General features: G+C 44.3%; 23 protein-coding genes. 10 read left to right on the top strand and 13 right to left on the bottom strand.

Translation table 11 applies throughout. The features are described 5' to 3' along the window. Positions 1–54 precede the first annotated feature (54 nt). From K0I62_RS01880 to leuA, 5 genes are all read right to left on the bottom strand, one after another. A complete protein-coding gene (locus tag K0I62_RS01880; protein ID WP_220069875.1) occupies positions 55–1,407 on the bottom strand; it encodes an outer membrane protein transport protein in 1,353 nt (450 codons plus the stop codon). A gap of 506 nt (positions 1,408–1,913) precedes the next feature. Then, positions 1,914–2,519, bottom strand: coding sequence for a 3-isopropylmalate dehydratase small subunit (gene leuD / locus K0I62_RS01875; RefSeq protein WP_220069874.1), 606 nt, complete (start codon positions 2,517–2,519; stop codon positions 1,914–1,916). Positions 2,520–2,528: 9 nt separating this feature from the next. Next, the gene (gene leuC / locus K0I62_RS01870; protein WP_220069873.1) at positions 2,529–3,929 is read right to left on the bottom strand and encodes a 3-isopropylmalate dehydratase large subunit; all 1,401 of its coding nucleotides are present in this window, start codon (positions 3,927–3,929) and stop codon (positions 2,529–2,531) included. Continuing rightward, on the bottom strand, positions 3,929–5,023 hold the full coding sequence (gene leuB, locus K0I62_RS01865) for a 3-isopropylmalate dehydrogenase (protein WP_220069872.1): 1,095 nt from the start codon (positions 5,021–5,023) through the stop codon (positions 3,929–3,931). The genes leuC and leuB overlap by 1 nt, the downstream gene beginning before the upstream one ends. 92 nt (positions 5,024–5,115) lie before the next feature. Continuing rightward, the gene (leuA, locus tag K0I62_RS01860) at positions 5,116–6,687 is read right to left on the bottom strand and encodes a 2-isopropylmalate synthase (protein ID WP_220069871.1); all 1,572 of its coding nucleotides are present in this window, start codon (positions 6,685–6,687) and stop codon (positions 5,116–5,118) included. 514 nt (positions 6,688–7,201) lie between these two features. On the opposite strand from leuA, the gene K0I62_RS01855 reads away from it, so the two are divergent. Beyond that, positions 7,202–8,950 carry a tetratricopeptide repeat protein gene (locus tag K0I62_RS01855; protein ID WP_220069870.1) on the top strand — a complete coding sequence of 583 codons (1,749 nt, stop codon included), beginning with the start codon at positions 7,202–7,204 and terminating at the stop codon, positions 8,948–8,950. Between the two features lie 21 nt (positions 8,951–8,971). On the opposite strand, the gene recQ is transcribed toward K0I62_RS01855, so the two are convergent. Next, positions 8,972–10,804, bottom strand: coding sequence for a DNA helicase RecQ (gene recQ / locus K0I62_RS01850; protein WP_220069869.1), 1,833 nt, complete (start codon positions 10,802–10,804; stop codon positions 8,972–8,974). Positions 10,805–11,114: 310 nt separating this feature from the next. Here recQ and K0I62_RS01845 point away from each other — a divergent pair, with 310 nt between their 5' ends. Next, on the top strand, positions 11,115–11,579 hold the full coding sequence (locus K0I62_RS01845) for a thioesterase family protein (RefSeq protein ID WP_220069868.1): 465 nt from the start codon (positions 11,115–11,117) through the stop codon (positions 11,577–11,579). Positions 11,580–11,739: 160 nt separating this feature from the next. After that, positions 11,740–12,624, top strand: a complete 885-nt coding sequence (gene rarD / locus K0I62_RS01840; protein WP_220069867.1) for an EamA family transporter RarD — start codon at positions 11,740–11,742, stop codon at positions 12,622–12,624. An 81-nt stretch (positions 12,625–12,705) separates the two neighbouring features. Here the strand turns inward: rarD and argA are convergent, their stop codons facing one another. The 4 genes from argA to radC form a co-directional block, all read right to left on the bottom strand. Next, entirely contained in the window at positions 12,706–14,025 is a 1,320-nt protein-coding gene (gene argA / locus K0I62_RS01835) for an amino-acid N-acetyltransferase (RefSeq protein ID WP_220069866.1), read from the bottom strand. Between the two features lie 325 nt (positions 14,026–14,350). After that, complete coding sequence (gene rpmG / locus K0I62_RS01830; RefSeq protein WP_028773492.1) at positions 14,351–14,524, bottom strand: 50S ribosomal protein L33; 174 nt, start codon at positions 14,522–14,524, stop codon at positions 14,351–14,353. A 6-nt stretch (positions 14,525–14,530) separates the two neighbouring features. Further along, positions 14,531–14,767, bottom strand: coding sequence for a 50S ribosomal protein L28 (gene rpmB, locus K0I62_RS01825; RefSeq protein WP_011867275.1), 237 nt, complete (start codon positions 14,765–14,767; stop codon positions 14,531–14,533). A gap of 123 nt (positions 14,768–14,890) precedes the next feature. Further along, positions 14,891–15,568, bottom strand: coding sequence for a RadC family protein (radC, locus tag K0I62_RS01820; RefSeq protein ID WP_220069865.1), 678 nt, complete (start codon positions 15,566–15,568; stop codon positions 14,891–14,893). 165 nt (positions 15,569–15,733) lie between these two features. Between radC and coaBC the strand changes: the two genes are divergently transcribed. From coaBC to folE, 5 genes are all read left to right on the top strand, one after another. Further along, positions 15,734–16,930, top strand: a complete 1,197-nt coding sequence (gene coaBC / locus K0I62_RS01815; protein WP_220069864.1) for a bifunctional phosphopantothenoylcysteine decarboxylase/phosphopantothenate--cysteine ligase CoaBC — start codon at positions 15,734–15,736, stop codon at positions 16,928–16,930. Further along, positions 16,927–17,385: a dUTP diphosphatase gene (gene dut / locus K0I62_RS01810; RefSeq protein WP_220069863.1), complete on the top strand. Its 459-nt coding sequence runs from the start codon at positions 16,927–16,929 to the stop codon at positions 17,383–17,385. Before coaBC ends, dut begins: the two co-directional genes overlap by 4 nt. 84 nt (positions 17,386–17,469) lie before the next feature. Next, the gene (gene slmA, locus K0I62_RS01805; protein ID WP_220069862.1) at positions 17,470–18,063 is read left to right on the top strand and encodes a nucleoid occlusion factor SlmA; all 594 of its coding nucleotides are present in this window, start codon (positions 17,470–17,472) and stop codon (positions 18,061–18,063) included. Between the two features lie 128 nt (positions 18,064–18,191). Then, positions 18,192–20,156, top strand: a complete 1,965-nt coding sequence (locus tag K0I62_RS01800; RefSeq protein WP_220069861.1) for a S9 family peptidase — start codon at positions 18,192–18,194, stop codon at positions 20,154–20,156. A gap of 222 nt (positions 20,157–20,378) precedes the next feature. Beyond that, positions 20,379–21,023 carry a GTP cyclohydrolase I FolE gene (folE, locus tag K0I62_RS01795; protein ID WP_220069860.1) on the top strand — a complete coding sequence of 215 codons (645 nt, stop codon included), beginning with the start codon at positions 20,379–20,381 and terminating at the stop codon, positions 21,021–21,023. A gap of 76 nt (positions 21,024–21,099) precedes the next feature. Here the strand turns inward: folE and pyrE are convergent, their stop codons facing one another. Both pyrE and rph read right to left on the bottom strand, forming a co-directional pair. After that, the gene (gene pyrE / locus K0I62_RS01790) at positions 21,100–21,741 is read right to left on the bottom strand and encodes an orotate phosphoribosyltransferase (protein ID WP_220069859.1); all 642 of its coding nucleotides are present in this window, start codon (positions 21,739–21,741) and stop codon (positions 21,100–21,102) included. A 93-nt stretch (positions 21,742–21,834) separates the two neighbouring features. Further along, positions 21,835–22,548 (bottom strand): ribonuclease PH, encoded by a 714-nt coding sequence (rph, locus tag K0I62_RS01785; protein ID WP_220069858.1) that lies wholly within the window; start codon positions 22,546–22,548, stop codon positions 21,835–21,837. Positions 22,549–22,729: 181 nt separating this feature from the next. Here rph and K0I62_RS01780 point away from each other — a divergent pair, with 181 nt between their 5' ends. Together K0I62_RS01780 and K0I62_RS01775 are read left to right on the top strand one after the other, a co-directional pair. Next, entirely contained in the window at positions 22,730–23,593 is an 864-nt protein-coding gene (locus K0I62_RS01780; RefSeq protein WP_220069857.1) for a YicC/YloC family endoribonuclease, read from the top strand. Between the two features lie 198 nt (positions 23,594–23,791). Next, positions 23,792–25,006 (top strand): tyrosine-type recombinase/integrase, encoded by a 1,215-nt coding sequence (locus tag K0I62_RS01775; protein ID WP_220069856.1) that lies wholly within the window; start codon positions 23,792–23,794, stop codon positions 25,004–25,006. A gap of 74 nt (positions 25,007–25,080) precedes the next feature. On the opposite strand, the gene K0I62_RS01770 is transcribed toward K0I62_RS01775, so the two are convergent. Then, positions 25,081–26,340 (bottom strand): hypothetical protein, encoded by a 1,260-nt coding sequence (locus K0I62_RS01770; RefSeq protein WP_220069855.1) that lies wholly within the window; start codon positions 26,338–26,340, stop codon positions 25,081–25,083. Positions 26,341–26,350: the final 10 nt, after the last annotated feature.

Raw genomic sequence — 26,350 nt, 5'->3', positions numbered from 1 at the left:
AGCCCCACATCGGTGAGGCCTCAAATCGCTTGGTTTAAGCAATATTTTTCAAAATTACATTCTATAACTTAACTGCGCACCGACTAACCAAACGTCACCACTGGCTTTGCCATCAAAACTGACTTGTGCCAGATCAAGAAGGTTCATCGACTCGTTGATAGGTGCATCACCATGAGCCTTAATATAGGTAACAGCAAAATCAACAGTCAGGTTCTTAGTTGCTTGATAACCAGCGCCAGCGCTAAACCAAATACGGTCTGAATCAGGAATCGTAATCGTACGATACTCATCTTCTACTGCAGTGTTATCTAGCGCAACACCACCACGAACAACCCAGTCGTTATTCACTTGATAGGTCGTTCCTAGTGCAAAACGCCAGTTATCTTTAAAGTTCTCTTCTTTTACAAGATCAGACTCAAGATCACCAATCGGCTTCTGTTCACCAGGGAAATAAGCAACTAACTCGTCAAATACACTCCACTGAGTCCAGTTAATACTCCCGTGGATAGCCCAGTTATCAGTTAGCTGATGATGAGACGCTAGCTCAGCAAATGCTGGCAATTCTAAAGGCATGTAACCTTCAATCTGTACGTCTTGTCCGCCGTTATAACTCAAGCCTGAAGCATAACCATCTAGCTCTAGCTCAACACCACTATGATAAGCAAAACCAAGACGATGTGCAGGCGTGATCTGCCAGCTTGCACCTAACTGCCAACCGAAAGCAATATCATCACCTTCCATGGTTTTTAAGCTAGTACCGCTTGGAGGTAAAGCTGCAGCAACCTGAGCAGGAAGTGTTGGGATAGCCTTGATACCGTCAACCCATGCAGGCGTAGACGCGCCAATCTTGCCATCACCATAAACGATCCGAACACCGGCACCTAAAGAGAATTCATCATTGATTTTATAGGCAATATTTGGGTTAAATTCGACAGTTGTTACCGCAGTTTCATTACCAAAAATCGCTGTAGGATGAGTACTAGGCACTTCAGTGGCTAAGCCGTAATTAGAATTAAGCGCAAATCCCCAAGTCCATTGATCATTGAGTTGATTTGAGTAATAAAAATTTGGCACCAATGCATCGCCAGCGACATCTAATGCATCGGCATTCATTGTCATCGCTTGTGGACCTAAAAATGGAGAAGCTAAAGTAACATCACCATGAACATCCACATTAGGCATAACGTAGATACCACCAGCAGACAGTTGACGCCCTTCAAGGTAAGTCAACATTGCAGGATTACGACCTTGGGCAGAGGCGTTATCAGCCATAGCAGCTTCACCAGCAAAGGCACGACCTAGTCCGGTAGAAGAATATTCTGCCAGTTGAAACCCAGCAGCTTGAACTTGAGATATGGGAGCAGCAATCGCCGCTAATACTGCTAAAGATATAATTCGCTTGTTCATCATGGCTCTCTAGTAATTATTCATTCGACATAGAGCAATAACTCCAGTCGTTTTATGAGCCGCAGTCTACTTATACAGAACATCTTTACAAGCAAATTAATTATTTAAGACGATTATGCTAACAAACTAACTAAAACCTAGCTAAGAAAAGGCGTTTATGAGTCTTTTAAACACTCTAATTTATCAAAAAGTGTGATCTAGATTCACAAACTCATATTCGCAAAATGTAGCGAACAGAATAAAAACCCTTAAAAACAACACCTTGAAATAGATAAAATTATTTACGTATGTTCACTGCAAAATGGGGGATAAGCCAGCATAAATCACTACCGAATAGAAAATGACACTAATAACCACTCACAGCAAAAGCATAAGCATTTGAAAAGTATATATAAAATACAGGGGGCAGGATAACTTAAAACAAAGCCAGTTAAACCTAAGATTCAACTGGCTGTAATATCATCAATATTGAGTACAAATGTTCGCTAAATATCTATCAATGGTATTTAGACTCTCCAACTCGGCACATTGGCTTCATAATCTTTGATCTGATCATCATAGGTTAAGCTGATCCCAATCGCGTCCAAACCATTTAATAGATTGTGTCTAGCCGACTCTGCAATCTCAAAATTAAATTGAGATCCGGAGGGTGATGTAACCGTTAGGCTTTGAAGGTCTACAGTGATCTTGGCGCCTTCAGCAGCCTCAACCTCATCCATTAATTGCTGTACTTCGGTATCCTTCAATTTAACTGGCAATAAACCATTATTAATAGAGTTACCGTAAAAAATATCAGCAAAACTGGGAGCGATAATCACTTTCAAGCCAAAGTCTGCCAACGCCCATGGCGCATGCTCACGACTTGAACCACAACCAAAGTTCTCTTTCGCCAGTAATATCGACGCACCTTTATAACGAGGCTGATTTAGACTGAACTCAGGATTGGGCTGATCACCCGCATCATCCAAATAACGCCAATCATGAAACAGATGCACGCCAAAACCATCACGGGTGACTTTAGACAAAAACTGCTTAGGGATGATCTGATCGGTATCGATATTGGCACTATCGATAATCACCGCCAAGCCGGTATGTGTTGTAAATGCTTGCATGGTGCTCTCCTAGTAGTCTTTGCGAATGTCGACGAAATGACCAGCAACTGCCGCAGCCGCTGCCATCGCTGGACTCACTAAGTGAGTGCGACTGCCTCGTCCTTGACGCCCTTCAAAATTGCGGTTGCTGGTCGATGCGCAGCGATCGCCTGCTTCTAGTCGGTCATCATTCATCGCCAAACACATAGAACAACCTGGCAAACGCCATTCGAAACCCGCTTCGATGAAAATTTTATCTAAGCCTTCAGCCTCTGCTTGCTCTTTCACTAAACCAGAGCCGGGAACAACGATAGCTGTCACCCCTGGGGCAACCTTACGTCCCTTAGCTTGATTGGCCGCAGAGCGCAGGTCTTCGATGCGCGAGTTGGTGCACGAGCCGATAAATACTTTATTTATCGATACATCGGTCATATGAGTACCCGCTTCTAATGCTACATACTCAAGTGCTTTCTCAATGCTGGTGCGTACCGTTGAGTTTTCAGCATCAAGCGGACTCGGTACAGGCTGATCGATAGCAACAACTTGGCCAGGGTTAGTCCCCCAAGTCAATTGCGGTGCAATATCGGCAGCCTCAAGCACAACATGGGCATCAAAAACAGCATCACTATCGCTTTTTAATTCACCCCATGCCGCAATGGCGTTTTCCCAATCGCTGCCTTTAGGTGCAAACTCACGACCTTTTAGGTATTCGATGGTTGTAGCATCAGGCGCGATCATCCCCGCCTTTGCGCCCATTTCAATCGCCATGTTACACACGGTCATACGACCTTCCATAGAGAGCGATTCGATCGCCTCACCACAGAACTCGACCACATATCCCGTACCGCCATCCATGCCAATTTTGCCTATGATCGCTAGCACGATATCCTTAGCAGTGATGCCATCGGCAACCTGACCGCGAACCTCTATTTTCATCGTTTTGGCTTTTAACTGACGCAAGGTTTGTGTTGCCATCACATGCTCAACTTCTGAGGTGCCGATACCAAATGCCAATGCACCAAATGCACCATGAGTTGCCGTATGTGAGTCGCCACAAACGATCACTGTACCGGGTAATGTAATACCAAGCTCAGGTCCCATTACATGGACAATCCCTTGGTTTTTATGATGAATATCATAAAGCCGCACACCAAACTCTTCACAGTTTTGCGCAAGCGTTTCAACTTGGATACGCGCCATAGGGCTCAAAGCATCTAAGCTCGCACTTTTGGTCGATGTGTTGTGATCCATGGTCGCAAAGGTTTTTTCTGGCGCACGTAGTTTACGTCCAGCCACTTTCAAACCACTAAATGCCTGTGGTGACGTTACCTCGTGAACCAGATGTCGGTCGACATAAATAAGCGGCGCTTCCCCCTGTGGAGCGGCAACAATATGGCTATCCCATACTTTTTCATACAACGTCTTAGCCATTACTTTGCCTCCCTAATTGCTTGAGCGATATAGTCGCCCATTTCACTGGTTGATTTTGCATTGCCACGCTCACTAGCAGGTAACAACTCACCGGTTAAATATCCGTCGCTAAGCGCTTTAGCTACCGCAGCTTCAATGGCCTGCGCTGCATCTTCAAGCTTTAAGCTGTGGCGTAGTAATAACGCGGCAGATAAGATCTGCGCAATGGGATTAGCTATCCCTTGACCCGCGATATCAGGCGCACTGCCACCAGCGGGTTCATAAAGACCAAAGCCTTGGCTATTTAAACTCACCGATGATAACAAGCCCATTGAGCCAGTTAACATCGCGATTTCATCAGAGATAATATCGCCAAACAGGTTAGAGCAAAGCATTACATCGAAATCGAATGGGCGACGTAATAGCTGCATGGTGGCGTTGTCGATATAGATATGTTCAAGCTCGACATCGGGAAAATCTTTAGCGACCTCTTCAACTACTTCGCGCCAAAGCACTGAGCAAGCTAAGACGTTCGCTTTATCCACGGATGTCACCTTTTTATGGCGGCCTTGAGCGGCTTGGAAAGCAATTTTAGCGATACGGCGGATCTCCTTGCGACTGTAACGCATAGTGTCGAACGCCTCTTCCTCCTCACCTTCGCCTTGACGGCCCTTAGGTTTACCAAAATAGATACCGCCTGTCAGTTCACGTACACATAGAACATCAAAACCTTGAGAAGAAATATCACTGCGTAGCGGTGACATATGCTCTAAACCGCTGTGTAACTTTGCAGGACGAATATTGCAAAATAGCTCAAAATGTCCACGCAGTGGCAACAAAGCGCCACGTTCAGGTTGATCATTTGGTGGTAGATGCTCCCATTTGGGTCCACCTACCGAGCCAAATAAGATCGCATCGGCGGCCTCACATCCTTTAAGCGTTACCTCCGGTAATGGACAACCGTGATTGTCGATGGCCGCACCACCTACATCGTATTCGCTATATTCAATATCTAAGGAAAAACGTTCCTCGACCGCTGCTAACACTTTACGTGCTTCGGCCATCACCTCTGGGCCGATCCCATCTCCAGCAAGCACTGCTATTTGATAACTCATACGACACCTAACTCCCTGCTCATTATTTATTGAATACTTCGCTGCTAAATATAGCGTTGCTTAATATAATTATTAATTGCTTCGACCCAGCTTTATACGCCACTTAAAGCGGCACGTTTTTCTTGTATCTTACTTTTATTCTCAGCCACTTTATCGGCGCGCCAAGTTAAGTTCATCACATGCACCAGCGCCTGAACTGACGCTTCTACGACGTCGGTAGCCAAACCTAACCCATGAAAGTTCTGTTGGTTATAATTTGCGGTAATATCAACCTGCCCTAAGGCATCCTGTCCCTCACCTTTAGCGCCTAACTTGTAACTGGTAATATTGATCTTGCAATTACTGGCATGGGTTACCGCGTTATAAGCGGCATCTACCGGACCGTTACCCGTTGCGGTCTCCGTAACCATCTCATCACCAACGGCTAAAGTGACTGTCGCCGTCGCTTTACCTTGAGTCGTGTCAGACTGAATAACCAACTTATTCAACTTATAGTGATTTTCATCGCCTGCTTGAGCTTCCATAAATACTATGGCTTCCAGATCATAATCAAACACTTGGCCTTTCTTATCGGCCAAGTTTAAGAAGGCTTCGTATAGCGTATCCATATCATAATCTTGCTCGCCATAACCCATCTCTTGCATACGATGCTTGATCACATGACGCCCTGAACGCGACGTCATATTCAAGTTATTACGGTTTAAACCTATGCTTTCGGGCGTCATGATCTCGTAGGTATTTTGTGCTTTAAGCATGCCATCTTGATGGATACCAGATGAATGAGTAAAGGCATTGGCACCCACAATGGCCTTATTGGCTTGAACTGGCATATTACAAAGCTGACTAACCAAGTTCGAGGTTCGATGGATCTCTTTCGCATTGATACCGGTTTCTAATCCTAATACACCTTTACGCGTAGCTAGAATCATAGCGATCTCTTCTAGTGAGCAGTTGCCCGCTCGTTCACCAATGCCATTGACGGTGCATTCAATTTGACGCGCACCATGCTGAACCGCAGTGATCGAATTGGCGACCGACAACCCTAAATCGTCATGACAGTGAACCGAAATCACCGCTTGATCAATATTAGGCACTCGGTTGAACAGTGATTCGATAATACTGCCAAATTCACTCGGAATGGTGTAACCGACAGTATCAGGAATATTAATCGTCTTCGCACCCGCCTTAATAGCCGCTTCGACCATACGACATAAATTATCGATTGGAGTACGGCCAGCATCTTCACAGGAAAACTCAACATCATCGGTAAAACGACGAGCATATTTCACCGCGCCGACAGCCATATCAAGCACCTGCTCGAATGAGCGTTTAAGCTTACTTTCAACATGAATAGTGGAAGTAGAGATGAAGGTATGAATACGAAATTGGTCCGCTACTGATAAGGATTGTGCAGCAGCATCGATATCTTTCTCTAATGCCCGAGCTAAGGCACAAACACGACTGTTTTTAATCGTGTTAGCAATCGTCTGCACGGATTCAAAGTCTCCAGGAGAAGAAACAGGAAAACCCACCTCCATCACATCTACACCGAGTCTTTCCAGTGACAATGCTATCTGTAGCTTTTCCTTAACCGTTAAACTTGCTGCTAATGCTTGCTCACCGTCACGTAAGGTCGTATCAAATATTATCACTCGGTTAGACATCTAGTTTCTCCATGGAACGTCTAGGTTCTATCTTGTGTATTAATCAAATCCATAAACAAAAAAACCCCGCGTTGTAAGGCGCGGGGTTTATGAATGCTGGGGTGTGTTATTAAGCGTGCAACACTACATTCTCCGCGCAGAGTCTGCGAGAAAGAGAATAAGGAGGCTGAGTAGTGCACGATTAGTATTCATCTATTATATTCAAAAAAAGTAACTATTTATTCTATGCTTTTGGTAAAGACGATTAATTTTTAACGTGTGTTGCCATAATAGTCAACCCCATTTTTTTCACCTTTAAGATATTAGACCAGCTGGAAATGTCGATTTAGGGAGCAAACTCGACAATTTATTCTATTAAATTGATGACTTAATGATTAAATTCAGCATACTCGTTTATAAATCCGGCGGTACAACTGTTTGCGTTGAACTAGATATTTTTTATGCAATTAACCATAAAAAATCAGTATAATGCTCGCCATGGAAATATCTTAATGATCTAGTTTCGGAGTTTTAAATGGATTTTCGTTTCATAGTGCTTTGCCTCAGCCTTTGGCTGACGCCGTCGTTGGCGGACACTATGACAGACTTAGATAAACTAGCCGAAAGCGTTTATCAATATCCACATGCAACGCTGTCGAAAATTACCGACCTAGAATCCACCTTAGATAAAGATAACTCAACACCACTACAACAACTCAGGCTAGCTTTACTTAAATGTGAAGCCTATGTCCAACTTGGCGAAAATGAAGCGGCAATCAATTTAGCTCGAATGAGCGATGCCAAAGCTAAGGCGATGGGAATTCAACAAGCCAGCCCCTATTTTTTCAACTGTATGGCAGCAGCTTATATCGACTATGGTGACCTACGCCAAGCACTGACGCTATTAGATACCTCTATTTTTCAATCTAGAGAATTACAGCAGCCCCAATCTTTAGTGAATGGCCTGTTACTCAGAGGCCGAATAGATACTCACATCGAAAGCCAAAGTAGCGCGCTCGAAGATCTGCGATTAGCACAAGATGTTTATCCCGATACATTGCAACAGCGACAAAATTGGGCCACGCCACCACAACCATACATACAGCTCGCCATGGCAAAACTATTGCGTAATAAGGGAGCCTTAAATCAATCCTTCAATACGGCTAAAGCCGCACTAGACAGCCAGCAAACTACAGGCAAAGTCAGATTAACCGTATTGTTAACGCTCGCAAAAATCGCACATTTTAATCAAGAAACGAAGTTTAGAGATGAGATGATTTTGGAAGCCAAAATCTTAATCCCTGAAATAGCGACTGCAACAGAATTAGCTGAAAGTTACACCGAACTCGCTGAAATAGAGTTTCTTCGAGCTAACAATAAAAGTGCTACCCAACTTTTAAATATTGCACTCAACACGTTTAATAAACAAAAAAAGATTAACGACAGTCTCAGAGCGAGTCGGTTGTTAGCGCAAATACAGTTAACAAGTGGAGAAGAGCAAGAGGGTTTAACCCTAATGCAACAGGCGATAGCCATTGGTGAACGTACAAACCAGTTTGATGAACTTATCGGTTGTTACCAGATTTTAAGCAACTATTTTGTCGGTAAAGATGATTTTCAGCGAGCATATCAGTACCAATTGAAACGCTTTGAGAGCGCACAAAGCAGCTATGAATTTTTAAAAGATACACGATTGCTGCAAATTAAGGCACAGTTGGGCCGCTATCAACAGTTGTCTCAAAACAACAAACCTCAACCCATCAAGCTCAATGCACAAATCAGCAATAACTATGATTTAATTGGTATTCTTATCCTCTTCCTCATTCTCACCATCTTTATCTTGCTATCACGTTTTCGAGTTATGCCCACGCCAAAAGCTGATTTGCATAAAGAAGCCCCCTTAAACGTCGATGAGAAAATGGAGGCATTACTGACCAGTGCGAAACAGATAGGTTATCCAATCACCATTTTGCTGATAAATCAAAGCTATCTATACAAAGCAGACATGGAACTGTTACTAAATCGTTTGAATAACAAGTTGCGTCAACAAGACATATTAATTAATAAGAGTGATGATCAGATCTTAATTATGCTGCCATTCACGTCCCTTAAAGGAGCGCAGATCATTGCCAAGCAGCTAGAAACCATTATTGAGCCGATGCAGAATGGCCATAAGGCTCCACTGGGAATGGCTGTGATGCAACATCATGACACCCTGACATCGTTAGTAAAAAGAGCAAGCGTTGATCAACTCAGCAGATACAACGACCAATTGGCACATTGAGTTGATACTCCCCAGAGTTCACTACCCCTGAGTTAAATAGTGACTTATCTCATCTAAGAATTCACCACCAAAACGATTTAGTTTGGTTTCTCCAACGCCATTAACCGCTAACATTTCACCAGGACTGGTCGGCAACATTGCCGCCATTTCGGCTAAAGTCGCATCGTTGAAAACCAAGTAGGGCGGCACATCTAACTCTTCCGCAAGACTGCGTCTTAACAACTTTAAACGAGCAAACAGCTTTCTATCGTAATTAAGCGGAGCTCGACTGCTACCTCTCCGTTTAACATCGGTTTTCAGTGCCAGTCGGGGCTCAGCCAATAGTAATGGTAACTCCCCTTTAAGTACGGCTCTAGCTTGAGGATTAAGCTTGATCGATGAGCCACGGGTGATATCTTGACTAGCGAAGCCGAGATGAATAATTTGACGAATAATACTCAGCCAAAACTCATGGCTTTTATCCTTACCGATCCCCCAGGTGGATAGCTTGTCGTGCCCTCTATCCATCACACTTGCAGATTTTGAGCCTCTGAGTACTTCGATAATGTGGTTGACGCCAAATTTCTGCTGCAATCGAAACACACATGACAATACTTTTTGAGCATCTTCAACACCATCGTAGCGTTTCGGAGGATCAAGACAGATATCACAGTTACCACAGGGCTTTGATGCGCTTTCATCAAAATAGTGCAGCAACACTTGTCGTCTACACGTTTGCGCTTCAGCAAAAGCCGCCATCGTGTTGAGTTTATGAAACTCAACTTGTTGCTGTGAACCAGGTTCAGATTGCTCAATCAAATGACGAACTCGGCCAATATCGGCGGGATCAAATAACATAAAAGCTTCAGCATCGAGGCCATCACGACCTGCACGCCCTGTTTCTTGATAATAGGCTTCGATACTTTTAGGAATATCGTAATGCACTACAAATCGTACATTAGACTTATTAATTCCCATCCCAAACGCAACCGTTGCGACCACGATATCAAGCTGATCTTTCAAAAAGCGTTCTTGAATATCGCTGCGCTCTTGTTGCGTTTTACCCGCGTGATAACCATCAGCCTTATAACCTTGTAGACGTAAACGTTCGGCAACTTCATCAACTCGGCGGCGACTACCACAATAGATGATGCCACTATTTCCGTTCTGAGCTTGAATAAACTGCCTGAGCTGATTAGCTGCGTTCAACTTCTCGGCAACCGTGTAGCGAATGTTTGGACGATCAAAACTGGTCAGCAATACATAAGGGCTAATCCCCAAACGCTGACAAATATCTTGCCGAGTCGCCTGATCAGCCGTAGCGGTAAGCGCCATAATCGGCACTATGGGAAAATACTGCCGCAACTGGCCTAAGGAAGCATATTCAGGCCTAAAATCATGACCCCACTGCGAGATACAATGGGCTTCATCGATAGCAAATAGAGATATTTGTAAGTGTTGAATCCGCTCAATAAAGCTCGCCATCAATAGCCGCTCTGGTGAAACGTAAAGCAGTTTAAGCTCACCTCTGTGCATCTGCTGAAAAATGGTCTGCGAATCTTCGCGAGATAAAGAAGAGTTCAAATAACCAGCGGCAACCCCCATCTGCTTTAAGCTATCGACCTGATCCTTCATCAATGAGATTAACGGCGAAACGACTATGGTAAGCCCAGGCATTAGCAGCGCGGGTAATTGATAACACAAGCTTTTTCCACCGCCTGTAGGCATAATGACTAATGAATCTTGCCCCAAGAACGCCTGTTCTATAACTTCTCGCTGACCTTTCCTAAAAGTACGATAGCCAAATACCGCCTGCAAACAACTCGCTAGCGGATCATTATCAGTGGTATCAAGGTGGCTTACGGTAGCTTCCATCAGTCTTCGCTGTCATCAATCGGACCGCCTATTCTAATCAAGCCAACGCGTCTTGTCTCGCTCACATCCATAATGATCTGCATTTCTGACTATCAAATTGAACGAGTATACTAATTATTGATGAGTAGAAACTGAATTTTGTAAGCCAAAGAACATGATCCCCTACCCACACAATGGATATTATTTGCCACTACACTTATCCGACATAAGATAACGCTTATAAAACTAACGAATGCTTGCTATCGGAAGTTGTTTAGATATAGGTTATTTACTCTACTAACTGGATATCGATTAATGGAGTCGTCTTCTAATGACAACGAGCGTTCAAGCCCAGATCTTAGCCGCAGTAGCTGAGATATTTGACAGTAAAGTCCCGTTTCATAATCTACTTGGGATGAATATTAAGCGCTATGACATCAATGGCATTGAAGTTGTTGTCAATATGAAACAAGAACTTATCGGCAATATACATCAACAAATCCTACATGGCGGCGTTACCGCAACAGTGCTCGATGTAGTCGGCGGACTGACAGCATTTTCCGGCCTCGTCGCAAGCCGAGACGATTGGAGCATGGAAGAACTCCAGACCCGCTTACAAACCTTAGGCACTATCGATTTACGTATCGATTACCTGCGCCCAGGAAGAGGAGAGCTGTTTACTGGTACTGGTACTGTGATTCGAGCGGGTAATCGTGTATCCGTTTGCCGTATGGAACTACATAACGAAAAAGGCGACCATATTGCTTTTGGCACAGGTACTTACATGGTGGGTTAGCTTGAGCCTAAGTGAAATCGCGCTCAAAGTGTAAGCTTACTATGACTAGGTGTCAGCTACGCGTAACGGCGAATAAGATTAAAGCAGGTCTTATCTCTATTGAGTCGAAGGGCTTTGCAACCTACAATGCCCCTCCTTCTTACATCAGAATCCCAGATTTATGGCCGACACCGAATACCGCAAAGGCATAGTTTTAGCCCTTTGCGCATACAGCCTTTGGGGCTTTGCGCCCTTATACTTTAAACTTCTCAATCAAGTTTCGGCAACCGAGATCTTGCTGCATCGCGTTATCTGGTCATTCGTTTTCATGATTATTTTAATGCAGTTTATCGGTGGATTCGCCAAGCTGCGACAACTATTCAAACGACCGAAACAGTTAGCGGTACTAACCGTGACCTCCATTCTTATCGCGGGAAACTGGTTACTGTTCATCTGGGCGGTGAACAATGACCATATGCTGGATGCTAGCTTGGGTTACTTTATTAATCCGCTACTTAACGTTTTATTAGGGATGCTTTTTCTAGGCGAGCGTCTTCGTAAACTACAGTGGTTTGCGGTAAGTTTAGCCTGCGCAGGCGTGCTGGTTCAGCTCATCTCTTTTGGCTCCATTCCGTTGGTATCTCTGGCCTTAGCCGCGTCATTTGGGTTTTACGGCCTGCTGCGCAAAAAAGTAAACGTAGACGCAAAAACGGGTTTGCTGGTAGAAACGGCACTCTTGCTGCCCGTTGCTATTATCTATCTGTTTGCCACATTGGACTCAGCAACCGCAAATATGTTGACTAACGATATCAACATGAACCTGTTACTCATTGCGGCTGGAGTAGTAACCTCGGTCCCGCTACTCTGTTTTGCAGGCGCGGCGACGCGTATTCCATTGTCTATGTTAGGGTTCTTTCAATACCTAGGCCCAAGCATCATGTTTATCCTTGCCATTAGCCTGTTTAAAGAACCATTTGATTTGGAAAAAGGAGTAACATTCGCATTTATTTGGAGTGCCCTGCTAATTTTTACTCTAGATATGGGGTTAAGAGCTAGACGCCGCTGACATATTATAAAAGCCTCGATTTGTTCTAGGCCTTATGCATAACAAACCACGCTTAGGCGTGGTTTTTTTAAGCTAAAAGCGCTACAGATCAAGAGCCAATATCTTGGACTTACGTTGATAGTTATATAGCTGCTTCTTCTTATTGGGCAACGCATCGACCTCCACTATTTCAAAGCCATGCTCCAAAAACCAATGAATGCTACGAGTTGTCAGCGCAAACAAACGAGAATATCCCCTCACCTTCGCCTGGCCAATAATATTCTTAAGCAACACGCTGCCACGGTCGGCATCACGATAATCTGGATGCACAACAAGACAAGCGAACTCACCGGCATTATCTTCTTCAAATGGATATAAGGCAGCACACCCAATCACTAATGCATCACGTTCGATCAGCATAAACTGCTCAATTTCCATCTCTAGCTGCTCACGAGAGCGCCTCACTAGCACGCCGCTTTGCTCTAAAGGCCGAATGAGGTCGAGTACGCCACCAATATCCGCAATCGTAGCGCGACGCAGACGCTCAGCGCTCTCAGTAACGATTTGAGTACCTATACCATCACGCGAAAACAGCTCCTGCAGTAAAGCACCGTCGTCCAAGTAACTCACAAAATGACAACGAGCGACGCCGTTGCGGCACGCATCGATACTGGCTTGTAAAAATGCCCTAGTTCCGACACACCAATTGTCCTCGTCGGTTAACTCTGACAAAATTTGCTGTGCGTGGGTCGGCATTAGCTCGGCAAGCACTTCGCCGTCACTGTCTAAAATGCCTTTTTCGGCACTAAAACCGATCATCTTATCCGCTTTGAGCTTCACGGCAATTTGAGTCGCAACCTCTTCAGCAGTTAAATTAAAACTTTCACCCGTAACAGATGCGGCCACAGGACCAAGTAATACTATGCCGTGATTGTCCAGCTGACGTTTTAACCCCTGAACATCGATCCTTCTCACCTTACCGCTAAGGCAATAGTCGACACCGTTATCAACTCCCAAAGGCTGAGCAATCACAAAGTTACCGCTCACGACATTAATCTGCGCGCCTTGCATAGGCGTATTACTCAAGCTCATCGACAAGCGCGCGGTGATATCGAGCTGCAGTCCGCCAACCACCTGTTTAATGATTTTTAACGACTCATCATCGGTGATCCGAATACCATTGTAATAATCTGGTATTAATTGATTTTGAGCTAACGCTTCGTCGATTTGTGGCCTAGCACCATGCACTAATACGATTTTTATCCCCAGACTATGGAGCAAAGCAATATCATTGATAATGGAGCGAAACTGACGCTGTGCCAACGCCTCACCACCTAACATGACCACAAATGTTTTACCCCTATGTGCGTTGACATAGGACGCAGAATGACGGAAACCATCGACTAACTCAGTAGTGCGCACGCGCGTAACCTCTAAATATCAATAATTATGTAACAGCAACAGCTGAACCAGAATAACAACCCAATAATATTGCATTTAAATTCACTTTAAAAGAGTTTATTTTCATTAACGGTAATTATTAGAGCATTGGATAGATAATAGCTAAGCAACTGACTAACCGCGATATTATAGCAATTAGTTAAGTTGATGATTGATAATAACAAACAATCAAATACTCACAACTTCCATGGCCCTTCCATTTAATAACACTAATTTGATTTAGGAGAAAATGAGGGCAAAAAAAAGCCCCTCCGAAGAGGGGCTTTCAAAAAAGTAGAATCAAGAATTACTTGATTTTAGCTTCTTTATACATAACGTGCTGACGAATAACTGGATCAAATTTCTTGATTTCCATTTTTTCTGGCATGTTACGTTTGTTTTTCTCAGTCGTGTAGAAGTGACCTGTTTTAGCGCTAGAAACTAGCTTGATCTTCTCACGGTTACCTTTAGCTTTAGCCATGGTTTATTACACCTTCTCGCCGCGGGCACGAAGTTCAGCAACAACAACTTCGATACCTTTTTTATCGATAATACGCATACCTTTAGTAGATACACGTAGTTGAACGAAACGCTTTTCGTCTTCTAACCAGAAACGATGGTTCTGTAGGTTAGGTAAAAAACGACGACGAGTCGCGTTCTTAGCGTGCGAACGGTTGTTACCAACCATAGGCTTTTTGCCAGTAACTTGGCATACTCTTGACATGTCAATCTTCTCCAAAAACAATTTAACGCTCGAGCACTAATGTACCTCGAATATGGCCGTCGCCCGAGGCACACAAAGAGGGCGCATTTTATACAGCATCTAAAATCAAAGATCAAGGGATATTCAATCTATCCATCCCCTCTCTGCAAACGAAACTATCTCACGATCACCTATAACCATATGGTCTAAAAGCGAAACATCGATAGTTGCTAACGCGTATTTCAATCGCTCAGTAATTCGCCGGTCGGCATGACTTGGCTCCGCAACACCCGAAGGATGGTTGTGGCAGACAATAACAGCCGCGGCTTTTTTCTCAAGCACTAGACTTACCACTTCACGTGGATAAACCGAGGCTGAATCTATGGTGCCACGGAACAATTCAACGAACTGAATTACTCTGTGCTGACTATCGAGTAATAAGATGGCAAACACTTCATAGGCACGATCCGTCAATTGTCTCATTAAATAGTCTCGAGTTAAATCAGGATCTGTTAAAATCTTGCCTCTTTGTAGATTTTCTTTCGAAATTCGCTTACTTATTTCAATCGCTGCTTTTAATTGGGCATATTTTACCGGCCCAACACCACCGATAACGCACATTTCACTCTGATTAGCCGTCATTAGCGCCCTAAGGCCACCGAAATGACCAATCATAGTCCGCGCCAAGGAAACCGCGCTCTGCCCTGGTAAACCATTTCTAAGGAGTACTGCTAGCAACTCGGCATCGGATAGTTGGCTAACACCTTCTCGAAGTAACTTTTCCCTAGGGCCCTCGCCTTCTGGCCAATCTTTAATTGCCATCACAACCTCCGTGTTGCTTAACGCGCGCTTTTCAACTGTCAAAGTTTTGTGTGAGACCTTGAGTATGGCCCAGTTTTTAAAAACTTGTATCCTCAAGCTAAGGTGGATTGTGGTATGGTTAGTCACACGCCAATCACGGCAAGATGAATACGATTAGTGATGAAAATGAGTCTGACAAATAAAAAAGTATTGCTCGGGATAAGTGGCGGTATTGCCGCCTATAAATCAGCTGACTTAGTTCGCCGCCTAAAAGAGCGCGGCGCCGATGTTCGTGTGGTCATGAGCCAAAGTGCCCAAGAATTTATTACTCCACTAACACTGCAAGCCTTGTCAGGTCATCCCATTGCTACCGATCTTTTAGATACCGCAGCCGAGGCTGCCATGGGGCATATAGAATTGGCTCGCTGGGCAGATTTAGTACTTATCGCTCCTGCTACCGCTAATCTGATTGCGCGCATCAATGCTGGTATGGCCGATGAGCTGATCACCACAACCTGCTTAGCTACCGAGGCTCCTGTCGTATTGTGCCCCGCAATGAATCAGCAGATGTACCGTAATGCGGCAACTCAAAGCAACTTAGACTCATTGCGCAGCAGAGGCATCACCATTTGGGGACCAGCCTCGGGCAGCCAAGCATGCGGAGAAATCGGTCCAGGACGCATGGAAGAACCCTTAGTGATAGCTGAGCGTGTCGAACAGTTTTTTGCACCCAAAATCTTGCAAGGCATGTCGTTGTTGTTAACCGCAGGGCCAACGCGTGAAGCGATTGATCCTGTGCGTTATATCTCCAATCACAGCTCAGGTAAGATGGGCTTCGCTATCGCCAAAGCAGCGGCTGATATGGGGGCAAAAGTCACGATTGTGGCGGGACCTGTGAATCTCGATACGCCACTGAATGTTAATCGCATTAATGTAAAGTCGACCCAAGAGATGCTTGATGCAGTCATGGAACAAGTACATCACAGCGATATATTTATCGGTTGTGCAGCAGTCTGCGACTATCGCGTTGCCGAAATAGCTAACGATAAAATAAAAAAATCAGCCGAAGAGATGGCGCTTGCGCTAGTGCGTAATCCTGATATCTTAGCCACGGTTGCGGCCCATGAACATCGTCCGTTTACTGTAGGCTTTGCTGCAGAAACACAAGATGTTGAACATTACGCTAAAAATAAATTGACCCGTAAAAAGCTAGATATGATTGCAGCAAATGATGTGTCAGATCCGGCATTAGGCTTCAATAGTGATGCCAATGCGCTGAAAGTCTTTTGGTCAAATGGCCAGTATGATTTGCCGGTAACCGACAAGCATACTTTAGCGAAACAACTACTCACCCTAATTGCACAGCAGATGAAAACAGCATGAAGACGCCAATTGAACTGAAAATTCTCGATTCACGTATAGGTTCACAATTTCCGCTACCCGCCTATGCCACTCCAGGCAGTGCTGGGATGGATCTTCGTGCCATGATTGACACCACACTAGAGATTCAACCAGGTGAAACTCAATTAATTCCTACAGGTATTGCGGTACATGTTGCCGACTCAAGCCTCGCCGCGGTTATTTTGCCTCGCTCAGGTTTGGGCCATAAACACGGCATAGTATTGGGTAACCTAGTTGGTCTGATTGACTCCGATTACCAAGGACCATTGATGGTATCTTGTTGGAATCGCAGTGATAAACCATTTAGCATAGAGATAGGCGATCGTCTAGCTCAGCTGGTGTTTGTCCCTGTGGTACAAGCCGAATTTAAACTCGTCGATGAGTTTGATAGTTCAGATAGAGGTGAAGGTGGTTTCGGCCACTCAGGCACCCGATAATCCGACGCGCCAAACACAGAATTTGAGAGCTATGGGTACAACTTACCCATCGGCTCCTGTAGTAATTGAGTAAAGGAAACTTAAATGGCTGCAAGCCCCAAAATCAATCGTCGTGAACATATCCTGCAATGTCTCGCCACTATGTTAGAGACCAGCCCTGGGCAGCGTATCACTACAGCCAAACTCGCTGCTGAAGTCGGCGTATCGGAGGCAGCGCTTTATCGCCACTTCCCCAGCAAGGCGAGAATGTTTGAAGGGCTAATCGACTTCATCGAAGAATCCTTACTGTCGCGTATCAACCTCATCATGGATGACGAGAAAGACACCATGAAACGCTGTCAGCTGCTGCTACAACTTTTACTGGTCTTTGCCGAACGCAACCCAGGGATCTCACGCGTATTAAATGGCGATGCACTACTTGGAGAAAATGAACGTCTACGTAATCGAACTGGGCAGATATTTTCAAAAGTGGAGACCCATCTTAAGCAGATTTTGCGGGAAAAAACCCTACGTGAAGGTAAAGCTTTTAACATTGAGGAAGCGATTCTAGCCAATTTACTGTTAGCGGTTGCCGAAGGCCGTATTGCTCAGTTTGTTCGCAGCGATTTTAAACAAAAGCCGACCGAGCACTTTGCCGAACAGTGGAATTTTATTCAGCAACAACTGCTTCAAAGTTAGATCACCTCCCCTATTGAGGCAACCTAATTGGTTGCCTTAAGTCATTGCACTCACAAAATCTTTATTTTACTCTCCTCTAAAAACATAAAACCTACAACCATTAACAAAATGATTTACAAGGAAGTTCGATGAAACTAATTCGGTCGTTTAGTTTTTTTTGCTTATGCGTACTTAGCTGTAATGCCCAAGCGAAAGAAACAGATAAAGCTCACTTATTCAGCCGTTCGACTGAATTCAGTCAAGTTAAAATTTCTCCTAGTGGGGATTATCTCAGCGCTATCACCTCTAAAGATGGCAAGTATATGCTGATGATCCTCGACGCAAAGACTAAAAAGCCCGTTAATGTCGTGCGATTCCCTAGTAATGCTCAAGTCGGACATTACGAGTGGGTCAACGATGAACGAGTCGTATTAACCAAAGAGTATTTAAAAGGTTGGAGCGATCATCCTATCTACTATGGCGAGCTAATGGCCATCAATGCTGATGGTTCTAAAGCCACCTATCTCTTTGGATACCTTGGTAGCGAGCAGCAGACTGGTTCGCACATTAAGAAAAACACACCAATACGAGCAACAGCTTACATCCTCGATCCAATGCCGGAAGATGAGCGATATATGCTAGTCAAAGCCCTTCCGTGGGGATCCGGAGGAAGTAACACCGCTGAAAACTTACAACAGGTTTATCGCGTCGATGTCTACAAAGGTACTCGAAAAAAAATTGCTACAGCCCCTATATCTTACGCAAACTTCCTGCCTGATCACGATGGTAATATCCGTTTTGTCAGCGGCACCCGCGACTATATTTCATCTAGCCTTTATTACCTCGATGATGGTAACTGGGTCGATACAGAAAAACTTAACTTAAATCTCAACGATATAAGTCCGATAGCGTTTAGCGACGATAAAAACAGTGTTTATGTGCTCGGAAGTGAAAATAACCAACCAAAGGCTATATATCTCGTTAACGTAAAAACGGGCACTAAAAAGCTAATCAGCCAAGATAAAGTGGTAGACCCGAGTAATGTCTGGATCAACAAAATTAATAAACAGATTTACGCAGTTGAATATGGGAATGGCTATCCAACTTACGAGTTTGTTGGCAACCAAGACAAATTGGCGACCACGTTGAAACAGTTACTAGAAGCACTCCCGGGTCACCAAGTTCATTTAGTCAGCCAGACTAACGACATGAGTAAGCTTGTTATTAAAGCCTTCAACGATCGAAATCCTGGCGACTACTACATCTTCGATAGCAATACGAAAAAACTTGAATACCTAGTATCTCAGAAGAACTGGTTAGACCCAGATCAAATGGCCGAAGTTAAGCCCATAACCTTTACCAGTCGAGATGGAACCGTGATCAATGGCTATCTAACACTGCCTTTTGGCAAAGAGGCTAAGAATCTTCCACTCGTGGTTAATCCCCACGGTGGACCTCATGGCGTTCGTGATTGGTGGGGCTTTGATGCTCAAAATCAGATGATTGCCAGCGAAGGCGCTGCAGTACTGCAAGTTAACTTCCGCGGTTCTGGCGGTTACGGTAAGGCTTTTGAACACGCAGGTCATCAAAAGTGGGGCAGTGATATTCAATACGACATTATCGATGCGACTCAATATGTGATCGACCAAGGCATAGCTGACAAAGACAGAATTTGTATTGTTGGCGGCAGTTTTGGCGGTTATTCGGCACTGCAAAGCCCAATCCTTGCTCCAGATTTGTTTAAATGTGCCATTGGATTTGCCGGCGTTTATGATCTTGAGGTGATGTTTAACGAAGGTGACGTACAAGGCCGCCGCGCTGGTCAACGCTATTTAGCTCAAGTATTAAGCGAAGACCCTAAAACACTAAAGGCTATGTCACCAAGCCAAAACATCGACAAATTAAAAGCCAAATTACTATTGGTCCATGGTGGCGAGGATGAGCGAGCGCCAATTGAACAACTAGAAGCCTTAGAAGAAGGCTTAAAGAAACACAATTATCCTTATAAAAAATTGGTAATGGACGATGAAGGACATGGTTTTTATAACGATGAACATCGCGCTAAGTACTATCGCCAAATGATGAGCTTCTTAAAGCAAAACCTACAGCTCTAACAACAAAAACGTTAAAGCCGATTATCCCAATCGGCTTTTTTTGCAATTCCCCTACTGATTTTGGGTATAAATTACCCGTAATTAAGGGTATTCTCCCTACCCCGCCACAGACTGTTTAACTTAAGCTGGCGAGCTATAATTATTATTTTAGCGACAAAACTTTCATCTTATTCGTTATTTTGTTGCACTGAACTAACCACTATCCACATGGTGGAGGATCTAATGGCATTAAGTGAAGCAGCACAGCAGGTGCAAACTGCATTATTAGCACGTGGTCTCGAGACCCCTATGCTCCCTTGCGAGCTGAGCAGCGAAGAGCGCAAGGATAAAATCGAACACCATATGCGTGAGATCTTGACCTTAATGTCGCTCGATCTACGTGATGATAGCTTAGTCGAAACACCGAAACGTATCGCCAAGATGTACGTTGATGAGATTTTCTCAGGCCTCGATTACGCTAACTTTCCTAAAATCACGGTTATCGAAAACAAGATGGGATTCGATGAAATGGTCAAGGTAAAGGACATCAGTCTAACCAGTACCTGCGAGCATCATCTAGTGACCATAGATGGCGTTGCGACCGTGGCCTATTTGCCACGTAAAAATATTATCGGCTTATCTAAAATCAACCGTATTGTACGCTTCTTTGCTCAACGCCCCCAAGTGCAAGAACGCCTGACACAACAGGTTCTGGTGGCATTACAGACGCTACTTGAGACCAAAGATGTGGCGGTGAAGATGGATGCGGTGCACTACTGCGTCAAATCTCGCGGCGTAATGGACTCCACCAGCTCAACCACCACCACGGCGCTCGGCGGTATCTTTAAATCGAATCCTGCTACTCGCGCCGAGTTTCTGAGTAACTAGATACGAGCAATGAGCTGAGAAGTTCAACAAAAAACGCTGCATAATGCAGCGTTTTTTGTTAGCACGACCCCTTGGATTAAATCCCGTATTGGTCACGATAAGCGCTGACTGACGCCAGCTGCGCTTCCATACCTGGTTTTTCAGACAAGTAGTTAATCAGATCTTCAAGCTTAATAATCGACACAATGTCACAGCCAAAGTCACGCTCAACTTCTTGAATCGCAGAGAGTTCGCCCTTGCCTTTTTCTTGGCGATCCAGCGCAATCAATACACCTGCAAGTTGGGCTTTATGAGCTTCGATAATTTCCATCGACTCACGGATCGCTGTACCTGCGGTTATCACATCATCGACCAACATCACCTTGCCCGTTAACTCGCTACCCACTAACGAACCGCCTTCGCCGTGATCTTTCTTCTCTTTACGGTTAAAGCAGTAAGGCATATCGATGTCATGATGATCGCAAAGCGCAACCGCAGTCGTGGTCGCGATCGGGATGCCTTTGTATGCAGGGCCAAACAGAAGATTATACTCAATACCAGAGTCGACTAACGCCGCTGCATAAAAACGACCAAGACGCGCCAAATCACGACCGGTATTAAACAAACCCGCATTAAAGAAGTAAGGGCTAGTGCGGCCTGACTTTAACGTAAATTCGCCAAATCTTAATACATTACGCTCAAGGGCAAACTCAATAAACTCACGTTGATAGGCTTTCACAATCTCTCCTTAAAAATGTAGGGGTAGTACTTATAGTTTGGATATTAACTTACAAAAAGGACCCCGAAGGGCCCTTAATAACAATAAAATAAATTAGCTCAATGCGGCCTTCTGCACATCAACGATTTCACGAATACCGTGCTTAGCCAGTTCAAGTAGACTGAGCAACTCTTCATGACTAAACGGCTCACCTTCAGCGGTGCCTTGGATCTCAATGATCTTGCCCGTTTCAGTCATCACTACGTTCATATCAGTTTCTGCAGCGCTGTCTTCGATATATTCAAGGTCACAAATCGGCTCGCCTTTATAGATACCCACACTAACCGCAGCGATTAAGAACTTAAGTGGATTGCTCTTAATGATACCTTTACCACGAGCCCAGCTAAGCGCGTCAACCAATGCCACACACGCACCGGTGATAGCAGCTGTACGTGTGCCGCCGTCGGCCTGAATCACGTCACAGTCGATAACGATAGTGTTTTCACCCAGCGCTTTCATATCAACCGCAGCACGTAGTGCGCGACCGATAAGACGTTGGATCTCCTGAGTACGACCAGATTGCTTACCACGAGCCGCTTCACGGTCCATACGGCTATGGGTCGAACGTGGCAACATACCGTATTCTGCGGTTACCCAACCTTGGCCTTGCCCCTTAAGAAAGCGTGGCACGCCCTCAGTGAAGCTAGCAGTACAAAGTACTTTAGTCTCACCAAATTCAACCAAAACAGAACCTTCTGCGTGAGCGGTAAACTGTCGAGTAATCGTTACTGGACGAGATTGAGCGGGCGTTCTGTCACTTGGGCGCATAGGAAATTCCTGTTTAGATAAATTGAAAGCAAATTTGGCTGCATATTATAGGGGCTAGCGCCGATGGATGCCATGATATTCATGCGTCAACGCGTAAAGGCGGCAGAGTTTGCTTTAACCCTGTGCATCATCAGACTATAATCGAGGCTCAATTAATCGATTTAAACAATTGGAATAACCCATGATCCAAAGCATGACAGCCTACGCTCGCATCGAGCACAAAGCACAATGGGGCACCGCCTCTTGGGAGATCCGCTCGGTCAATCAGCGTTATCTAGAAACCTACCTACGCCTACCAGAGCAACTTCGCAGCCTAGAGCCTGTGCTGAGAGACCGTCTACGCAAACGTTTAAATCGTGGCAAGATCGAAGTCAACCTGCGTTATGACCTAGGTGAGAATAAAGACAGCGATCTACAACTTAACCAAGCCTTGGCAACCCAGATAATTCAAGCTGCCAACTGGGTAAAGCAAGAAGCCGGACAAGGCGAAATCAATCTCGTCGATGTATTGCGCTGGCCAGGCGTAATGTCTGGTAGCGAACAGGATATGGACGCGATCAGCAAAGAACTTCTCGTCGCCTTTGATGATGCCATCGAACAGTTCATCGAAGCCCGTGGTCGCGAAGGCGATGCCATCAACACCATGCTTCAAACGCGTCTTGATCAAATCGTCGACCAAGTCGCTATCGTACGTGAGCACATGCCAAGCGTTATGCAGTGGCAACGCGATAAGATCAGCAATCGCTTAAGCGAAATTCAAGGCGAACTCGATCCCGCCCGTATGGAGCAAGAGATGGTGATCCTGGCACAGAAGATGGATGTTGCCGAAGAGATGGATCGACTCGACGCTCACGTTGCCGAGACTCGTCGCATCCTTAAAAAAGGCGGTGCTCAAGGTCGTCGCCTCGACTTTATGATGCAAGAATTTAACCGCGAATCTAACACCCTCGCCTCTAAATCGATCAGCAGCGACGTCACCGCAGCAGCGGTAGAGTTAAAAGTGCTTATCGAGCAGATGCGCGAACAGATCCAGAACATTGAATGATATCCAATAGAGCCCAAATAAATCATTTTATGGTTGATTCTAAACGATTTAATTAAACATCAATCCAAAGAGGTTCATTGGCACCCACCACTTTCCAACACAAAAAGGTGGGTGATTTGGTGAGTAAACTAGTATACAGTTAATACGTAGTGGTGGGTAAATGACCCGCCCTTGTATTTGGCTGGAGACTAAGGGCTTATGGGAAAGTTAACCGCAAAGGAAGTTGCAGCAAAAACTAAAGGAGAGCCTGGCCGATTCGCTGATGGTGAAGGTTTATATTTTGTCGTTCCCAAATCCGGCAAAGCGTTTTGGATGCTCCGCTACACCGCCAACAAGAAACGCAAAGAGATGACACTGGCTAAATACAGTGATCTTTCATTGGCAGATGCACGCGCAGAAGCCGCAATTAAAATGAAGCAGTTTCGTGATGGCTTAGATCCTCTTATTGCCAAGAAACGCGCTGAACAAGCCGAAATTAAAACCGTCGATGATCTCTTTGCTGATTGGCATTTAGGCAATATCAAAAGGCTCAAACATCACGAAATCCCCGAACGTATCTACCGTAAGGACATTGCTCCCCATATAGGTAGCTTTAACGTCGATAGCGTTACAGCCAGAGACATAAGAGCAGTTTTACAAGCCATCGCAGCCACGAACCGCCCAGCAATCGCTAACGACGCACTGATGTACAGTAAGCAACTTTTCAATCACGGCATAAAACTGGATTTGCTTAGCGCAAATCCAGCGAGTGCATTTTCTGTTACTGATGCTGGTGGCGTGGAAAAAAGCAAAGACAGAGCCTTAACCATCGAAGAGCTCACTCAATTTTTTAAAGTTGCACGCGAAAATAGTGACAGCTTTAGCCGAGAAAACTATCTTGCTTGTGCATTGCTGGTGACATTGGGTATTAGGAAGTCTGAATTGGCAGAAGCGCCATGGAAGGAATTTGATCTAGAGCAGAAGGTTTGGAACTTATCAAAAGAGCGAAGTAAATCAGGTGTTGGCATTGCTATTCCATTACCTGAAATCGTGATGGGTTGGATACTGGAGTTAAAAGTAAGAGCTTGTGGGTCTGAATATGTGTTCCCTAGCCGACGTTCGAGCAAGAACCCGCATATGGGCAAAGACACACTTAATCGCGCTATCACCAAACTTTTTGGTCATGAAGCCGGTAAGAAGAAACAACCACCTAACTTAATGGGCGATATGGCTCACTTCACTGTTCATGACTTACGCCGCACTTGCCGTACTCTACTAGCCAAGCAAGGCACACCAGGGCATGTCGCAGAGCGTTGCCTGAATCATAAGCTTAAAGGTGTAGAAGGGATCTATAACCAGCATGATTATTTTGAAGAGCGGAAAGAAGCTTTAAATCAATTGTCAAAAGTCATAGATTTAATAATCAATCAATAACAAGTAACCTAAACACATGAAAGAATAGCCCCCTAAAATGAAGGTTATTCTTTCAAAAAGAGAGTAATGGTTATTCAGTCAATATAAATTGCAGAAGGAATATAGCCGCCATTGTCAGCAACAGCGCGCTTGACACTATTCATCATAAAAATATTTTCGATTTTAAAATAATCAAATATACCCTTTAACTCATCAAAAACATTCTGCCTATCTTCAACTTGAATCATCAAGCATCTATTACAGATCGCACCATATTCATCATCAAAAAGTTTAAGCTCAACAAGGTAATTATACGTTTCAGTGTAAAACAGCCTAATTGTTATAAACCTATGTCTATGAGGCATGATATCTCGTTCATACGAATGAGAGTAATCTTCCCCCGAGCTCCAGCCAATCACACTATTCATAATGATAGGCACCTGTAACCTAAATAGTTTATCGGGGTCCCATACACACTTACCAACCACCACGTACTCTTTAACTGGTGAGTTTTTGTGATTTATTGTCAGCTTCTTAGAAAATAATGAATTTTGATCTTCGAATAAATAAGCATACGTTTTGCCTTCCATTAATTGCCTTAATCGATACAAAATAATTATTTTTTCTATATGACGCGAATTGATTTCGTATCCGCCTGAAATTCTAAAGTGAGGCTCAACCTCATCACAAATCATAGGCAGTCTTTTAAAGTCACTAGTAGGAACATTCCAGTGAACAACACCATTTTCTACAATTGCCGAGAGGATATCCTTTTCGTAAAAAATATTTTCATAGAACTGATTATCTTTAACAATGCCACTTTGGTGCATTAGATAATGGGCTGAGTCACACCACTTCTGAAAATCGTCTCTTTTAAAAAGCTTATCCAATAAATTAAGCTTATATTTTTTTAAAATTTCATTATTTTTGGGACCGATGAGCTCTTGCTCTTCCCATGATAACGTCCAAGGTAACTTAAATCCCGGGACCGATGATTCATTTACTGACACTCCCTTTAAAAAAGAGTCCCAGAAACGTTCAGAATTTACCAGCTCAATCAGATTTATGAAATGTATAGTTAGCCCGTTATCAATAAAACTTTTGTGGAAGTCTTTTGGCAATAACTCACCTTCAATCCAATGACTTTGTGACGCAGATGGCAGCCCATAAATTTTTTTTATTATTTCAGCTTGCTCAGTTGTTAACTGACGACGCGCGCCCTTTAATTCAGAGACTCTCGATGCATCCAGGTTTAGCTCTTTCGCAACCTGACCAGTGCTTGATATTCCACAAGCGTGTTCAACATAGTACTTCGAAATCTGTTTATTCAGCTTAGCGTTGGAACTATTCATCATCACCTCCATA

Source organism: Shewanella psychrotolerans (assembly GCF_019457595.1).
Classification (GTDB): domain Bacteria; phylum Pseudomonadota; class Gammaproteobacteria; order Enterobacterales; family Shewanellaceae; genus Shewanella; species Shewanella psychrotolerans.
The sequence above is the reverse complement of the archived record's forward strand: the minus strand, read 5'-3'. Positions and strand labels throughout refer to the sequence as shown.

Coding starts and splice junctions, on each gene's coding strand:
- K0I62_RS01880 (WP_220069875.1), bottom strand. CDS start 1,407: ATGAACAAGCGAATTATATCTTTAGCAGTATTAGCGGCGATTGCTGCT.
- leuD (WP_220069874.1), bottom strand. CDS start 2,519: ATGCAAGCATTTACAACACATACCGGCTTGGCGGTGATTATCGATAGT.
- leuC (WP_220069873.1), bottom strand. CDS start 3,929: ATGGCTAAGACGTTGTATGAAAAAGTATGGGATAGCCATATTGTTGCC.
- leuB (WP_220069872.1), bottom strand. CDS start 5,023: ATGAGTTATCAAATAGCAGTGCTTGCTGGAGATGGGATCGGCCCAGAG.
- leuA (WP_220069871.1), bottom strand. CDS start 6,687: ATGTCTAACCGAGTGATAATATTTGATACGACCTTACGTGACGGTGAG.
- K0I62_RS01855 (WP_220069870.1), top strand. CDS start 7,202: ATGGATTTTCGTTTCATAGTGCTTTGCCTCAGCCTTTGGCTGACGCCG.
- recQ (WP_220069869.1), bottom strand. CDS start 10,804: ATGGAAGCTACCGTAAGCCACCTTGATACCACTGATAATGATCCGCTA.
- K0I62_RS01845 (WP_220069868.1), top strand. CDS start 11,115: ATGACAACGAGCGTTCAAGCCCAGATCTTAGCCGCAGTAGCTGAGATA.
- rarD (WP_220069867.1), top strand. CDS start 11,740: ATGGCCGACACCGAATACCGCAAAGGCATAGTTTTAGCCCTTTGCGCA.
- rpmG (WP_028773492.1), bottom strand. CDS start 14,524: ATGGCTAAAGCTAAAGGTAACCGTGAGAAGATCAAGCTAGTTTCTAGC.
- rpmB (WP_011867275.1), bottom strand. CDS start 14,767: ATGTCAAGAGTATGCCAAGTTACTGGCAAAAAGCCTATGGTTGGTAAC.
- radC (WP_220069865.1), bottom strand. CDS start 15,568: ATGGCAATTAAAGATTGGCCAGAAGGCGAGGGCCCTAGGGAAAAGTTA.
- coaBC (WP_220069864.1), top strand. CDS start 15,734: ATGAGTCTGACAAATAAAAAAGTATTGCTCGGGATAAGTGGCGGTATT.
- dut (WP_220069863.1), top strand. CDS start 16,927: ATGAAGACGCCAATTGAACTGAAAATTCTCGATTCACGTATAGGTTCA.
- slmA (WP_220069862.1), top strand. CDS start 17,470: ATGGCTGCAAGCCCCAAAATCAATCGTCGTGAACATATCCTGCAATGT.
- K0I62_RS01800 (WP_220069861.1), top strand. CDS start 18,192: ATGAAACTAATTCGGTCGTTTAGTTTTTTTTGCTTATGCGTACTTAGC.
- folE (WP_220069860.1), top strand. CDS start 20,379: ATGGCATTAAGTGAAGCAGCACAGCAGGTGCAAACTGCATTATTAGCA.
- rph (WP_220069858.1), bottom strand. CDS start 22,548: ATGCGCCCAAGTGACAGAACGCCCGCTCAATCTCGTCCAGTAACGATT.
- K0I62_RS01780 (WP_220069857.1), top strand. CDS start 22,730: ATGATCCAAAGCATGACAGCCTACGCTCGCATCGAGCACAAAGCACAA.
- K0I62_RS01775 (WP_220069856.1), top strand. CDS start 23,792: ATGGGAAAGTTAACCGCAAAGGAAGTTGCAGCAAAAACTAAAGGAGAG.
- K0I62_RS01770 (WP_220069855.1), bottom strand. CDS start 26,340: ATGATGAATAGTTCCAACGCTAAGCTGAATAAACAGATTTCGAAGTAC.